The organism is Natrinema soli (assembly GCF_028618695.1).
Genome location: NZ_JAQIVI010000616.1, coordinates 1 through 14,576, shown reverse-complemented (window position 1 = coordinate 14,576; position 14,576 = coordinate 1). Strand labels below are relative to the sequence as shown.

Below are 14,576 nucleotides of genomic sequence, written 5' to 3'. Positions count from 1 at the left end.
GTGCGGGTCGCTCGCACCCATCCGGCCGTCGACCGGGTGGTCGTCGACGACCGCGGGGAGGGGCCCGGGGCGGCCAGAAATCGAGGTGCAGCCGTCGCCGGCGGCGAAATCCTCCTGTTCACCGACGGCGATACGGTCGTCCCGGCGTCGTGGATTCGACGCCACTACCGACATTACGTCACCCCCGTCGTCGTGGGCGTCGGCGGACCGCTCCGGCCGCTCGAGGACGGACTCCGTCACCGAGCGTGCTTTCGGCTCCTCTCGGACTGGTGGTATCGCGCGTGTTGGCCGGTCGGCTTCGTCCAGCAGCCCGGTTGTAACTGTAGCGTTCGGCGGACGGCGTTCGAGGCGATCGGCGGCTTCGACGACTCCCTGGGATTTCTTGAGGACACGGACCTCTCGCTGCGACTGCGCCGCGAGGGAACCGTCGCGTACGACCACACCTGTCCCGTCGACACGTCGACTCGCCGGCAGGAACGAGTCGGCTACGCGCGACTCTGCTGGACGTATCTCGTCGGCTACCTCGAGTACGTACTGCCCGGTCTGTCGCCGACTCGAAACTACTTCTGAGAGAATTCGCCGATCGAATTGAGAGGGGATTCCGAGATGGTCGAGCCGTCTCCGACCGGGTGACCGGAATCCCAACGGAGATGGCAGCTAGTCGACAGCGGTTCCGACACACGAATCCCCGGCACACGGACCGAATCGGTTCGGCGGAGCCGGATCGCCACGAACGATTGACCGGGAAAGGACGACTTATGCCCCTTCGACGCAAGATCCGACCATGAGCAGCGACGATCGGTTCGACTACGGGAAAGACGAGCAGTTGCGGAGTCGCGAAGTGACGGAGGGACCGGACAAGGCCCCACACCGCGCGATGTTCCGCGCCATGGGGTTCGACGACGAGGACTTCGGCGCGCCGATGATCGGCGTCCCGAATCCGGCGGCCGACATCACGCCGTGTAACGTCCACCTGGACGACGTCGCCGGCGCGGCGCTCGAGGGCGTCGACGAGGCCGGCGGGATGCCCATCGAGTTCGGCACGATCACCATCTCCGACGCCATCTCGATGGGGACGGAGGGGATGAAGGCGTCCCTGATCTCTCGAGAACTCATCGCCGACTCCGTCGAACTCGTCTCCTTCGGCGAGCGCATGGACGGACTGGTCACCATCGGCGGCTGTGACAAGAACATGCCCGGAATGATGATGGCTTCGATTCGGACGGACCTCCCCTCGGTCTTCTGCTACGGCGGGTCGATCATGCCCGGCGAGCACGAGGGCCGGGAGATCACCGTCCAGAACCTCTTCGAGGGCGTCGGTGCCGTCGCCGACGGCGAGATGGAAAGCGAGGAACTCGACGAGATGGAGCGAAACGCCTGTCCCGGCGCGGGCTCCTGTGGCGGCATGTTCACTGCCAACACGATGGCCTCGATCTCGGAGGCGCTCGGATTCGCGCCGCTGGGTAGCGCCAGCCCGCTCGCCGAGGACGACGCGCGCTACGAGGTCGCCCGCGAGGCCGGCGAACTCGCCGTCGAGGTCGTCGACGTACAGCGCAAACCGTCCGACTTCCTCAGCAAGGAGTCGTTCGAGAACGCCATCGCGCTACAGGTCGCCTTCGGCGGCTCGACCAACGCCGTCTTGCACCTGCTGGCGATGGCCGCCGAAGCCGGCATCGACCTCTCCATCGAGGAGTTCGACGAGATCAGCCGGCGTACCCCGAAGATCGCAAACCTGCAGCCCGGCGGCACGCGGGTCATGCAGGACCTCCACGAGGTCGGCGGCGTCCCTGTCGTCCTGAACGCCCTCTACGAGGCGGGCCTGCTCCACGGCGACGCGCTGACGGTCACGGGGAACACGATCGGCGAGGAACTTGAGCGAGTCGATCCGCCGGCGATCGAGGACCTCGACGCCGACTTCCTCTACACCGTCGACGAGCCGAAGAACGAGCAGGGGGCGATCCGCATTCTGACCGGAAACCTCGCACCCGGCGGCTCGGTCCTCAAGGTCACGGGCGACGACGAACTCCACCACGAGGGACCCGTCCGCGTCTTCGAGGACGAGGAAACCGCCATGGCGTACGTCCAGGAGGGGCGCGTCGAGAGCGGCGACGTGATCGTCATCCGGAACGAGGGGCCACAGGGCGGGCCCGGCATGCGCGAGATGCTGGGCGTCACGAGCGCGGTCGCCGGCCAGGGCCACGCCGAAGACGTCGCGCTCATCACCGACGGGCGTTTCTCCGGCGCCACGCGCGGGTTCTCGATCGGCCACGTCGCCCCCGAGGCGTTCGCCGGCGGCCCCATCGGTCTCATCGAGGACGGCGACGTGATCACCATCGACATCGAGGATCGCACCCTCGCGGTCGACGTCAGCGACGAGGAACTCGAGGCGCGCCGCGAGGCGTGGGACCGACCCGAACCCAACTACGAGACCGGCGTCCTGGCGAAGTTCGGTCGTGACTTCGGGTCGGCCGCTAACGGTGCCGTGACCAACCCTGGCGTTAAAGAGGACTGATCGGCAGACGCGTGCCCGGCTGTATCGGCTCACCCAGTCGGGTGACGGCTTCGCGATACCACTCCCTTCGATTTCCTGCACGAGTCTTTCCCGCCTTTGTGATCGATTACCAGTTAGACCGACCGATGAATAAGTACTGTCTCGAGTGTGACTGGCAGATCAGCACCGCCGACGGCTACACCGAAGCGGAGGTCTCGGAAAAGGCGATCGAACACTTCGTGGAGACGGGGCACACGGTCGATTCGCTCCGTCTCCCGCCGCCGGTCATCCTCGAAAACTGAATGGGATCGGCGACTAAACGGGATCGGCCCACCGGCCGCGACTCGAGACGGCCATCTCCGTTCGATCGGATATCCGATTCCGCTCGATTAGACGACCGATTCCGCTCGAGCGACCGCTCACCTGCGTCGTTCGAGGATCCGGTCGATGATCAGTCGGGTCGAGAGCAGTTGCTCGTCGTCGTCCGGTTCCAGCGCACTCGCCCGGCGGACCGAACAGTCGATCCCGCGGCGCTCGAGTTCGGCCGCGATGGCCTCGTCGTCGTGGTGCTGGTCGTGGCCGAGCGCGATCACGTCGGGATCGATCTCCTCGATCGGGACGAAGATGTCCTCCTCGTGACCGAGTATCGCTTCGTCGACGGCCTCGAGCGCGCCGACGACATCCCGCCGTTGCGTCGCGGGGCAGATCGGCGCCTCCTTGTGGTCGACGTTCGTCTGGCGGGCGACGATGACGTACAGCTCGTCGCCCATCGCGGCGGCCGCATCGAGGTAGTGGACGTGGCCGGGATGGAGGATGTCGAACGTTCCCTGGGCGATGACCGTCCGCGTCATCGCCCCCTCGCCCCCCGTTCGGCGGCGGACGCCTTCCGTGTCGATCCCGTCGTAATCGGTGCGGTAGTCACTGATAGCATCGTCTCGAGTATAGCGGGTCTCATCGTCGAAGTTCCTCGTCGATATCCGCCTGCGTGAAATCGAAGAAGTCCTCGGTCTCGGGGAGATCGACGTCGATCACTGTGAGCTGCGTCGGCTTGCCCTGCGAATCGAACGCCTTCCAGTCCGTTCGGCGGTAGGGCGCGCCGATGATGACGTGGACGCTCCCGCGACCGAACGTGTCCAGATCCGCGTTGCTCGGGCTGATCACGCCGTTCGGGTGGGAGTGGATGCTCCCCAGCGCCTTCACGTCGTTGGGAATCTGGCTCGTCTTGACGGTCGCACTGACGCTGTTGGACTCGGTGCCGGGCACCACGAGGATATCCGTGATGACCAGGCCCTCCCGGTCCAGATCCAGGCGCTCGGCCTCGGTCCCCCGGAGAAACCCCATGTACTCGTTCGGGTGGGACGCCTCCGAGGATTCGAGGGCGAACTCGAGGGTCTCCTCGGCGATACCGAGGATCTCGCTCGAGCGGAACAGCGCGTCGAACAGCCCCATACACCCACCTGCGGCCTTGCGGTTGCTAAACGTTCCGATGCGCCGGTTCGCCTCGAACCTCCAGTACACCCCTATTCGTCGGCCGGAATCGCATCTTTCGGAATGAGACCGTCGATCTCGGCTCGCATCACGTCCTCGCCGTCCTCGTTCTCACAGACCGCTGCACTCCCCACGTCGTAGTAGCCGTCGCGCTCAGTTACCGACTCGAGTCGAACGGTACAGCGGATCCGCTCGCCGGTGTAAACGGGTTCGACGAACTCGAACTCCATGCCTCGAGCGATGTAGTTGAGGTCGCCGCCGATCTTCGTCGGGAGCGTCGCCGTGAGCAACCCCTGAACGGTCAGCCGACCGGCCTCGTCGGGTTCGGTGTGGATCGGCTGTCGGTCACCCGAGATGTCACCGAACTCGCGAACGTCCTCGTGATCGAACGTCCGTTCGACGGTGTACTCGTCGCCCTCCTCCGGTGGGTGCGAAATCTCCATAGACGGACGGTCTGGAGGATCGCTTGTGTAGCTACCGGTTGCAACGGTGGCTCTCGCAACCGTGATGCAGCAGCGAGAACTCGAGCGCCGCGGGACCGTGTGCCGAAAACGCCGACTCGAGACGCCATCGCTTCTTGACAAGGGTTATACGCGACCACCCCCAAGCTACGACTCAAGATGACGCGTGACTCCGCCGGGGAACCCGGCGCAGACGACGGGGATTCCGTCGTCTACGATCTCGCTCCCGATTGTACCGCTGAAGACGTTGAGACCGGCCGCTCCTATCTCGCCGAGATCAACGGCATCGTCGATTACGGCGTCTTCGTCGATCTCTCCGACTCAGTCTCCGGACTCGTCCACGAATCGGTTCTCGAGGGCACCTACGGCGTCGGCGACGAACTCGTCGTCGAACTCGAAAGCGTCCGCGAGAACGGCGACCTCGCCTTCGAGCCGGTCGACGTCGACGACTACGCGCTCGAGACGGTCTCTCACGACTACTCCCTGACCGGAACCGACCGTCTCGAGGCGACCGTGGGCGAACAGATCCACCTCGAGGGCGTGGTGACGCAGGTCAAACAGACCGGCGGGCCGACGATTTTCCACGTCGCCGACGAGAACGGTGTCGTCCCCTGTGCCGCTTTCGAGGAGGCCGGCGTCCGCGCCTACCCCACCATCGAAGTCGGCGACGTCGTCCGCGTAACGGGAACGCCGGAACACCGCGAAGGCTCGGTCCAGATCGAGGTTGACGGCCTCTCGAAACTCGAGGGCGAGGACGCCGCCGAGGCTCGCGACCGTCTCGAGGTCGCCCTCGAAACCCGCGCCGAACCCCACGACGTCGAACCGCTGATCGACTGGCCGGCGTTCGAGAAACTCCGGTCCGACCTCGAGGAAGTCGCCCAGCTGCTCCGCCGGACGGTGCTCGAGGGGCGTCCGATCCGCGTGCGCCATCACGCCGACGGCGACGGCATGTGTGCCGCCGTGCCGGTTCAGATCGCGCTCCAGCGGTTCATCGCCGAGGTTCACGAGGACGAGAACGCGCCGCGCCACCTCATCAAGCGCCTCCCCGCGAAGGCCCCCTTCTACGAGATGGAAGACGCCACGCGGGACCTGAACTTCGCGCTCGAGGACCGCGAGAAACACGGCCAGCAACTGCCGCTTCTCCTCATGCTGGACAACGGCTCGACGGCCGAGGACGTGCCGGCCTACGAGACGCTGGCCCACTACGATATCCCGATCGTCACGGTCGACCACCACCACCCCGATCCAGACGCGGTCGAGGACCTGCTCGACGCCCACGTCAATCCGTACCTCCACGACGAGGACTACCGGATCACGACGGGGATGCTCTGCGTCGAACTCGCGCGGATGATCTACCCCGACCTGGGCGACGAACTCCGCCACGTCCCCGCCGTCGCCGGTCTCTCGGACCGATCGAAGGCCGACGCGATGGACGACTACATCGATCTCGCCGCCGAGGAAGGGTACGACGAGGATCGCCTCCAGGACGTCAGCGAGGCGCTCGACTACGCCGCCTTCTGGCTGCGCTACAACTCCGGCGACCAGCTGATTCAGGACCTGCTGCAGGTCGACAGCGACGACGAAGAGCGCCACCGCGACCTCGTCGATTTCTTCGCCGACCGCGGCCGCGAGGAAGTCGACGAACAACTCGACGCCGCGATGCCCCATCTCGAGCACGAGACGCTCGCGAACGGAGCCCACCTCTACCGGATCGACGTCGAGAACTACGCCCACCGATTTACGTACCCCGCGCCGGGGAAGACCACGGGCGAGATCCACGACCGCAAGATTGAGGAGACCGGCGACCCGGTCATTACGGTCGGCTACGGCCCTGACTTCGCCGTCCTGCGCTCCGATGGCGTTCGACTGGACATTCCGAACATGGTCTCGGAACTCGAGGCCGAAATCGCGGGCGGCGGCGTCTCCGGCGGCGGCCACCTCGTCGTCGGCTCGATCAAGTTCGTCACCGGCAAGCGCGAGGAAGTGATCGACGCCCTGGTCGAGAAGATGGCCGAAGCCGACATCGACGAAGCGCTCTCGAGTGCAGCGCCGATCGACGACTGAGCGCGCGAGCGCCTATTTCGTCAGTCGTTCCGAGTCTGTCAACTGGATAGCGACCGCTATCCGTTCACCTGTGGATCGATATACCTGTAAATTTCCGGAAAAGGCCGCTCTGCGTCGCGCTCGAGCCGTCCTCGCTGTCTCCGTGTGACTACCTCGATTCGGGAGTTGACGGTACTCCGAACCGTAGTAAATTTTTAGTAGACGTATCAGGACGTACGAGTGCGCATGGTTGATGAAAGATCACACCAAACATTCGGACGGTATCGACGGCGCGGACTGCTCGGCGGCATGGCATCGCTGTTCGCGGCGACGGCCTACTCGCTGAACGTTTCCGCGGACGCCGCTTCGCCGGTCGACGGGGGCGACGATTCGACGACGCAGACGGTGTCATCACCGGACGGGAGCGTGACCCTCGGCATCGACGTCGCCGGCGGGACGCCGACGTACAGCGTCTCGTTCGAGGGGACGACCGTCGTCGACGCCTCGCGACTCGGGTTCGAGTTCCGGAATCAGCCGGCCTTCGCCGTCGGGGACGACGCATCCGATATCACCGTCACGGGGAGCGAGCGGACGACGGTCGATACCACCTGGGAACCGGTCTGGGACCGGTACGACGAGATCGAGGAGCGCTACGCCGAACTCCGACTCGGTCTCGAGGAGACCGCGAGTCCGGGCCGGGGCGGCACCCTCGAGGCGCGGGTATTCGACGACGGGGTCGGGTTCCGGTTCCTCTTCGACGAGCGCTTCGGCGAGCAGTTCGTCATCACCGCCGAGCGGACCGAGTACTCCTTCGCTGACGACTACGACTCGTGGTGGATCCCCAACGACTACAACAACTTCGAGGTCGAGTACGAGGAGACGTCGCTGAGCGAGATCGAACCGACGCTCGAGTCGGATCTGGGCGGCGAGTTCGACGGCGTTCACACGCCGATGACGATGCGGACCGACGACGATCACTACGTCAGCGTCCACGAGGCGACCCTCGACGACTACGCGTCGCTGGCGATCGCGCCCCAGGAGAGCGGTAAGACCGCCTTCGAGTCGACGCTCGCGCCGCTTCCCGACGGGACGAAGGTGTCGGCGTCCGCGCCCCACCTGACGCCGTGGCGGACGATTCAACTCGGCAGGCGGCCGGGCGATCTCGTCGAATCGAACCTCATCGTCAACCTCAACGAGGACTACAGCGACGACGTCTTCACGCAGGGCGTCGACTGGATCGAACCCCAGAAGTTCATCGGCGTCTGGTGGCTGATGATCACCGGCCGCGCCGACTGGGAGTACCAGGGTCCACGGACCGGCAACCACGGCGCGCAGACCGGCCGGGCAAAGCAGTACATGGACTTCGCGAGCGAGCACGACATCCCCGGCGTGCTCGTCGAGGGCTGGAATCAGGGCTGGTCGAGCTACCCGGGCGACGGGAGCGACCTCGACTTCACGGCGTCGTATCCCGACTTCGATCTCGAGGAAGTGACCGACTACGGCGCGAGCCTCGAGCCGCCGACGCGGATGACGATGCACAACGAGACGGCGGGGGACTTCCACAACTACGAGTCACAGCTCGACGAGGCGTTCGGGTTGTACGACGACCTCGGCATCCGGACGATCAAGAACGGCTACGTCGCCGACAGCGGAAATCTGGCCGGCGAGGGCTACAATCACCACAATCAGGTGCTGGTCAACCACCACACGCTGGTCGCGGAGACGGCGGCGGCGAATCGGCAGATGCTCGACGTTCACGAGCCGATCCACCCGACGGGTCGTCGCCGAACCTACCCCAACCTGATGACTCGCGAGGGCGTGAAGGGACAGGAGTACGACGCGTTCGGCGACGTCAGCCCCAGCCATCACGTGACATTCCCGTTCACGCGCATGCTCGGCGGCCCCGTCGAGTACACGCCCGGCATCTTCGACACGGACTCCGGCTCCGGTGGTATCGAGACCACGCGGGCCAAACAGCTCGCGATGTATCCGACCTACTTCAGTGGGCTCCAGATGGTTGCCGACCTCCCGAGTTCGTACCTGGCCGACCGGCCCGCCACTCTCGAGGTCGGCGAGGTCGCCCAGGCCCAGCACGCCGAACTGGACGGCTTCGTCACGCAGTCCGAGTGGGCCAACGCGCAGGGCGAGGCGTACGTTCCGTTCGCCGCCACCAGCGTCGACAGCGGTGAGACGGTCAGCTGGACCCTCGAGGACGCCGACGCCGGCGAGTACGACGTCCACCTCCGAGTCGCCAACTACGAGGCCGACAACGGGCTCGCCCAGGGCGTCGATGCGACGGCCACGCTCCGGGTCGACGGGGAGCCGGTCGAGCAGCTATCGATTCCCGGAACGGACTACTGGGACGTCTGGACCGCGACGGCGACGGCCGTCTCGCTCGAGTCCGGCGATACCGAACTCTCCCTCACGCTAACCGACGAGGACACCGGCGGCTTCAACCTCGATTCGATCGCCGTCACGGAACGAGGCGCGTCGATGCCCGAACCCGAGGAGCCGCCGATCACCGGGCCGACCGTCCCCGCGTTCCAGTTCATCGAGGACGTCCCGGCAGCGGGGTGGGACGAGACGCGAGTTATCGACTCCTCGATCGGCGAGTACATGATCACCGCCCGGCAGCGCGGCGAGGAGTGGTACGTCGGCGCGATGACCGACGAGCACGGTCGCGCGCTCGAGGTGCCGCTCGACTTCCTCGAGTCCGGACCCGGTCGACGGCGCGGCCACGAGAAGGAACCGGGGAGGGGACACGAACGGAGCCGAGATCACGAAACGGGCCGCGGAAACGGTCACGGAAAGGGCCACGCGAAAGGCAAGTACGTCGCCGAGATATACGCCGACGGCATTGACGCCGGCTACGACGACGAACTCGAGGCCGTTCGCATCGACGAGGCCGTCGTCGACGACTCGACGACGCTGCTGGCATCGACGGTCGGCTCGGGCGGCACCGCCGTTCGGCTCCGCCCGGCGACGCGGGAGGACCTCGAGACGCTCCCGGACTACGAGCGGCCCTCGCAGGACATCGACGTGTCGATCGATGCGGAGACGTTCGTGCGGGAGCCGTTCGTCGCCGCGACCGGCTCCAACGACGGCGACTACGTCGGCGGAACGAACGTGGAACTCGTCGTCGACGGCGGCGTCGTCGCGCTCGAGAACGTCCGCTTCGGACCGGGAACGGACGAGGGAACGTTCGCGTTCGGTGCGACGATCGACGAAGCGGGAACCTACGAGGTGACCGTCCGGACGCTCGAGGGGGAGCCCCTCGCCAGCCGAACGGTAACGGTAACGCCGCCGGAAACAGTCGCGTCGATCACCGATCCGAGCGATGATGACCACGGTCCTGGGGAGTACACGTATCCAACCCCCGACGCGTTCGCGGACGGCGTCTTCGACCTCCGGTCGTTCGAGGTGACCCGGACCGCGAGCAGGGTCCAGTTCACCTTCGCGGTCGAGACCCTGAACAACGCCTTCGGAAGCGATCGCGGCTTCTCGCCACACATGTTCGTGCTGTGGCTCCGCGATCCGAACGCGGACGGTGGCTCGACGTCCGAAGTCGGTGATATCGGTCTGGCCGCCGACTTCGAGTCGGCCTGGCACTACCGCCTCGAGGTCAGCGGCTTCACGAAGAGCGGGGTCGACGCCGGGGGGAACTCGCTGACCGACGCCGACGGTGCCGAGATCGCGATCCGGGACGACGTGGACACCGACGCGAACACCGTGACGCTCGCCGTCGATCGGGCGGCGTTCGGCGGGACCGATATCTCGGACCTGGAAGTCGTCGCGATGGTCCAGTCCGAGGATCGAGGCTCGCTCCGTCCCGTCGCCGAAGACGCCGAAGCGTACGTGTTCGGCGGTGCTATCCCCGGCGCGGCCGAGAACGCACCGCGCGTGATGGATCTGGTGACGTCCGCGGATGTCGCTCAGACCGAGGCGCTGGCCTACTCGGCGGACGAGCGGGCGACGCTACCGTTCGTCCCGCTGAGCGACGCCTAATCGGAAATCGATCGCGTGAACTCGAAGCGGGAAGCGGCGGGGGCCCGCACTCAACCGCGACGCGCGGATCTTCCCCTCACCGTCTCAGAAAGAACGGAGTAGCGACGAACACACCTCGAGAACGGTCGTAATCGAACCGATGCAACGAGAGCCTCGCTTAGTCAGCGCCGTGACGCGGCGTGTAGCCACAGTCGTTACAGGTGAGTGACTCGTACTGAGTCGAGAGCGATCCCGCACATTCTGGACAATGGTATTCGGATTCGAGTGAATGATTACTGATTGCCATGTTCGACTCGAGGGACTGAGCACTGATAAGCTCACCTATTATGAGGGTTGAATTATGCTGTGGGACTAGAATGCATATTACCACCACGATCGAACCGACAACGGAACGTGTTGGTGTGCCGGTGAGTCGGAAGTAGTCTCTCGGTCGCTAGAACTGATACCGTCGCTCGTCGTCCATCGACGGATACTGATCCGCACCGGTCATCTCCTCGAAGGTCATCCCCGAAAGATATTCATCATAGGTCACGTCGTAAGCCGACCGCAGTTGGAAATCTAGCTTGCCGGTGTCGACGGTCGACTGGAAGAGCATGTGGATCGCCCGACGGACCAGTTCGTCCGTCTCCTCGGGCTCTAAGGCGGTCTCGAGCAAGGCGAGTTCGTTGCGCGTTTCGCGATCGAGCGAGACGGTGAGGTCGTCGCCGATACCGGTGTAGGAGTCAGTCACTTCGTCGGTGAGGTCGTCGAGGCTCATACGGGAGGGGACTCGAGCGCGTCGGATAGACCTTTCGTGGTCGGCCTGTTGGGACGTGTTCGCGGACGCAGTCGAGTCGGTCCGGACCGCCACCAGTAAGGCGTCGCAGTCGCTAGCGGGACCGATGAGTGATGCCGAGGTACCGGCCGACGAGTGGGCGTTACCCGACGACCCAGCGGCCGTTCGCGAGGCGTTGATCGGGTGGTACGAGGACGATCACCGCGACTTTCCGTGGCGGCGGACCGACGATCCCTACGAAATCCTCGTCAGCGAGGTGATGAGTCAGCAGACCCAACTGGGCCGCGTCGTCGAGGCCTGGGAGGAGTTCCTCGAGCGCTGGCCGACGACCGCCGAGCTGGCCGACGCCGATCGCGCCGACGTCGTGGGCTTCTGGACGGACCACAGTCTCGGATACAACAACCGGGCAAAGTACCTGCACGAGGCCGCCGGGCAGGTCGAGGAGGAGTACGACGGCGAGTTCCCCGAAACGCCCGAGGAGCTGCAGGAGCTGATGGGCGTCGGTCCGTACACCGCCAACGCGGTCGCGAGCTTCGCCTTTAACAACGGCGACGCAGTCGTCGACACGAACGTCAAACGCGTCCTCTATCGGGCCTTCGACGTCCCGGACGACGACGCGGCCTTCGAGGAGGCCGCGAGCGAACTCATGCCCGACGGCCGGTCTCGAGTCTGGAACAACGCGATCATGGAACTCGGCGGCGTCGCCTGCGAGCAGACGCCCCACTGCGACGAGGCGGGTTGTCCGTGGCGCGAGTGGTGTGGGGCCTACGCGACCGGCGACTTCACCGCTCCGGACGTCCCAACCCAGCCGAGTTTCGAGGGGAGCCGCCGGCAGTTCCGCGGCCGCGTGATCGCCACCCTCCGGGAGTACGACGAGCTCGACGTGGATACCCTCGGTCACCGCGTCCGCGTCGACTACACCCCCGACGGCGAGTACGGACGGGAGTGGCTCGAGGGGATAGTAGCCGATCTCGAGTCGGACGGACTGGTCGAGTTCGACCGCGACGGTGGCACTCCTATCGCACGGCTTCGACGGTAGAACGCGTCTCACGGAAAATAACGCCGGACAGCCTGCATTCCCTGTCGGCCAGATTCCCTTTGGCCAGGTGAAACGACGGTGCTGTGATACTTGTAGCTACCCGGGAATCACAGGAATTGAGAACGCTCTCGGAATCCGTTTCGATCCCGTTCGGCCGTTTCGTCGGCCCGAAAATTCGGCACCGAGGAGCTGATTCTCGTCTCGCGAAACGAGATCGGCTGTTGTGAAAGCCACTGATCGCACCTCATTTCCCTTTCAATACGACTATTAGTTAACTAAAGGGTTCGGCGAACGCGACAGTCATCGGAATTGGGTGGCGGGAAAGGCTACCGGAAACCAAACCCGTCTATACGTCTTCGTGGTGGACTTCGGTGATGACCACAGTCGTCGAACTCGAGATTCCGGCTGCGCGACTCGGCTTCGCCCGGACGTTCGATCGAGTGTCGACGTTCGAGTTTCAGGTCGGTGGGATGATCGGTGGCTCGTCACCGCTCGTCTGGACGAACGGTCCGGACCGCGAGACGGTCGAGCAGGCGCTCGAGGCAGATTCCTCGGTCGAAGTGATCGCGAGCATCGCCGACGACGCTGACGAGTCCTCGGCGGACGATGGTGTGACGCCCGGTCAGAACGATCGCTGGTTGTTCCGACTCGAGTTCGGAGACGGCGTGAAACTCCTCGAACAGATCGTCACCGAGACCGACGGCGCGATCCTGACGGCTCGAGGAGCGAACGGGCGTTGGATGCTGAAGTTGCTGTTCGACGATCGGGAATCGGTGTCGGCGTGTCACGAGCTGTTCGAGCAATACGAGTACCGGGCCGCCGTCACCCGAATCAGCGGTATCGACGATCTCGCGAGCGCGCAAACACCCCTGACCGAAACGCAGTACGAGACGATCTGCAAGGCCCACGAGCTCGGCTACTTCGACGTCCCGAGGGGAGTGACGCTCAAGGAGTTGGCCGCGGAGCTCGACGTCTCACATCAGGCGCTCTCGGAACGGCTCCGGCGGAGTCACGCCGCCCTCGTCAGCGCGGAACTGTCCGAGCGAACTGCACCGATGGAGATAGATCCCTGATCGGTCCGCCCGTTGCTCGAGTACACGACTACGGTGAATTCATCGTCCCGAACCGACGGTATTGTCGCCGTATCCAGATCCTGTCCCTATTTCTTATAATCGTCTTATTCTCTCCCGACTATCGTCGTATTTGTCCCAATAGGTAGCTTTAATATTGGAAAGAGAAACAATAGGATGTCGGCGTGATGCCGACCGGCCGAAACACCGAGAAGCGCTGTGACGCCGGTAGATCACCCGTGCTCACTCACGATGTGCGGTCATTCGTGGCTGTGTGACCGCGCTGGTACCGGATCCGTGACGGGTCGTCTCACGACCCACACACCGTTTTTGTCGCCGAACGACCGATCCTACGGGTCAACGAGTGCATAGTTTTATCTGTTGAACAATAATACTGTCAGTCGTGAATTCGAGTGATCGAACGCAGTCAGGCGGATGCCGTCGGTGAATCACCGCACGCATCCGATGCCGTCGACGGTCCGGCTGATCTGTCACTCGACGATATTTACCACCTCCTTCAGACGAAGCGCCGTCGGGACGTGCTCCGGTACCTCCACGACGAGGGCGGGCGGGTCCGGTTACGAGACCTCGCCGAACAGGTCGCCGCCTGGGAGCAAGAGACGGCCATCGAAAACCTGAGTTCCAGCGAGCGCCAGCGGGTCTATATTTCGCTGTATCAATCTCACTTGCCGAAACTCGACAATCACGGGATCGTCAACTACGACAAAGACCGCGGGTGGGTCGAGCCGACGCCACTCGTGGCACGGCTGCGTCCCTGTCTCGATCCCCCGCATCAGCCCCCGTCATCCGAACGGTGGCCGCGACGGTACGCGGCGACAATCGCCCTCTGTGGGCTGCTTCTCGGGACCATCGCGGCGGGGATCGTTCCGGTTTCCGGACTCGTCGGTGCGGGACTCGTTCTCGTCGCGTTCGCTACCGTGACGGGTATACACGCGTGGTCGACCGGCGTGTTCCGCCGATAGCGTTTCAGCAGGGCCGTTCCGACGATACCGCTCCGGTGTTCTCCGAACGCGATAGTCGAGCGACGACCGTCAATCGGCGCGGGACGGCGCGATCGCGTTCGTTTCGCGGGACCGCTCGAGGAGCCGGTTGACGTGAAAGGCGACCGAAAAGTCTTGCGGGCTGGGCAGCGCGCAGGCGAGCCAGCCGATGGTCGCGGCGGCGACGATCGGCGTGTCGCTAG

12 protein-coding genes are annotated in these 14,576 nt (G+C 64.8%); 8 read left to right on the top strand and 4 right to left on the bottom strand.

The features are described from left to right. The 3 genes from PGX04_RS28060 to PGX04_RS28050 form a co-directional block, all read left to right on the top strand. The coding region (locus tag PGX04_RS28060; RefSeq protein WP_273741493.1) for a glycosyltransferase family 2 protein at positions 1 to 570 on the top strand (570 nt) is incomplete at its 5' end. 214 nt (positions 571 to 784) lie between these two features. Continuing rightward, positions 785 to 2,512, top strand: coding sequence for a dihydroxy-acid dehydratase (gene ilvD, locus PGX04_RS28055; protein WP_273741492.1), 1,728 nt, complete (start codon positions 785 to 787; stop codon positions 2,510 to 2,512). Between the two features lie 125 nt (positions 2,513 to 2,637). Next, positions 2,638 to 2,793 (top strand): hypothetical protein, encoded by a 156-nt coding sequence (locus tag PGX04_RS28050; protein ID WP_273741491.1) that lies wholly within the window; start codon positions 2,638 to 2,640, stop codon positions 2,791 to 2,793. Positions 2,794 to 2,910: 117 nt separating this feature from the next. Here the strand turns inward: PGX04_RS28050 and PGX04_RS28045 are convergent, their stop codons facing one another. The 3 genes from PGX04_RS28045 to PGX04_RS28035 form a co-directional block, all read right to left on the bottom strand. Further along, entirely contained in the window at positions 2,911 to 3,342 is a 432-nt protein-coding gene (locus tag PGX04_RS28045) for an FAD synthase family protein (RefSeq protein ID WP_273741490.1), read from the bottom strand. A gap of 100 nt (positions 3,343 to 3,442) precedes the next feature. Further along, positions 3,443 to 3,940 carry a Mov34/MPN/PAD-1 family protein gene (locus PGX04_RS28040; protein ID WP_226041979.1) on the bottom strand — a complete coding sequence of 166 codons (498 nt, stop codon included), beginning with the start codon at positions 3,938 to 3,940 and terminating at the stop codon, positions 3,443 to 3,445. A gap of 71 nt (positions 3,941 to 4,011) precedes the next feature. Continuing rightward, positions 4,012 to 4,422: a MaoC/PaaZ C-terminal domain-containing protein gene (locus tag PGX04_RS28035; RefSeq protein ID WP_273741489.1), complete on the bottom strand. Its 411-nt coding sequence runs from the start codon at positions 4,420 to 4,422 to the stop codon at positions 4,012 to 4,014. Positions 4,423 to 4,599: 177 nt separating this feature from the next. Here PGX04_RS28035 and han point away from each other — a divergent pair, with 177 nt between their 5' ends. Beyond that, complete coding sequence (han, locus tag PGX04_RS28030) at positions 4,600 to 6,504, top strand: Hef-associated nuclease (RefSeq protein WP_273741488.1); 1,905 nt, start codon at positions 4,600 to 4,602, stop codon at positions 6,502 to 6,504. 225 nt (positions 6,505 to 6,729) lie between these two features. Beyond that, entirely contained in the window at positions 6,730 to 10,488 is a 3,759-nt protein-coding gene (locus tag PGX04_RS28025; RefSeq protein WP_273741487.1) for a glycoside hydrolase family 97 N-terminal domain-containing protein, read from the top strand. A gap of 433 nt (positions 10,489 to 10,921) precedes the next feature. On the opposite strand, the gene PGX04_RS28020 is transcribed toward PGX04_RS28025, so the two are convergent. After that, positions 10,922 to 11,245, bottom strand: coding sequence for a ribbon-helix-helix protein (locus PGX04_RS28020; protein WP_180841645.1), 324 nt, complete (start codon positions 11,243 to 11,245; stop codon positions 10,922 to 10,924). Between the two features lie 124 nt (positions 11,246 to 11,369). Between PGX04_RS28020 and PGX04_RS28015 the strand changes: the two genes are divergently transcribed. From PGX04_RS28015 to PGX04_RS28005, 3 genes are all read left to right on the top strand, one after another. Continuing rightward, positions 11,370 to 12,302, top strand: a complete 933-nt coding sequence (locus tag PGX04_RS28015; RefSeq protein WP_273741486.1) for an HhH-GPD family protein — start codon at positions 11,370 to 11,372, stop codon at positions 12,300 to 12,302. Positions 12,303 to 12,676: 374 nt separating this feature from the next. Next, positions 12,677 to 13,375 (top strand): helix-turn-helix domain-containing protein, encoded by a 699-nt coding sequence (locus PGX04_RS28010; protein ID WP_273741485.1) that lies wholly within the window; start codon positions 12,677 to 12,679, stop codon positions 13,373 to 13,375. A gap of 410 nt (positions 13,376 to 13,785) precedes the next feature. Next, positions 13,786 to 14,355, top strand: a complete 570-nt coding sequence (locus PGX04_RS28005; protein WP_273741484.1) for a DUF7344 domain-containing protein — start codon at positions 13,786 to 13,788, stop codon at positions 14,353 to 14,355. Positions 14,356 to 14,576 lie beyond the last annotated feature (221 nt).

Bases quoted from the DNA above. Each gene is read 5' to 3' on its own strand.
- ilvD (WP_273741492.1), top strand. From the start codon at position 785: ATGAGCAGCGACGATCGGTTCGACTACGGGAAAGACGAGCAGTTGCGG.
- PGX04_RS28050 (WP_273741491.1), top strand. From the start codon at position 2,638: ATGAATAAGTACTGTCTCGAGTGTGACTGGCAGATCAGCACCGCCGAC.
- PGX04_RS28045 (WP_273741490.1), bottom strand. From the start codon at position 3,342: ATGACGCGGACGGTCATCGCCCAGGGAACGTTCGACATCCTCCATCCC.
- PGX04_RS28040 (WP_226041979.1), bottom strand. From the start codon at position 3,940: ATGGGGCTGTTCGACGCGCTGTTCCGCTCGAGCGAGATCCTCGGTATC.
- PGX04_RS28035 (WP_273741489.1), bottom strand. From the start codon at position 4,422: ATGGAGATTTCGCACCCACCGGAGGAGGGCGACGAGTACACCGTCGAA.
- han (WP_273741488.1), top strand. From the start codon at position 4,600: ATGACGCGTGACTCCGCCGGGGAACCCGGCGCAGACGACGGGGATTCC.
- PGX04_RS28025 (WP_273741487.1), top strand. From the start codon at position 6,730: ATGGTTGATGAAAGATCACACCAAACATTCGGACGGTATCGACGGCGC.
- PGX04_RS28020 (WP_180841645.1), bottom strand. From the start codon at position 11,245: ATGAGCCTCGACGACCTCACCGACGAAGTGACTGACTCCTACACCGGT.
- PGX04_RS28015 (WP_273741486.1), top strand. From the start codon at position 11,370: ATGAGTGATGCCGAGGTACCGGCCGACGAGTGGGCGTTACCCGACGAC.
- PGX04_RS28010 (WP_273741485.1), top strand. From the start codon at position 12,677: ATGACCACAGTCGTCGAACTCGAGATTCCGGCTGCGCGACTCGGCTTC.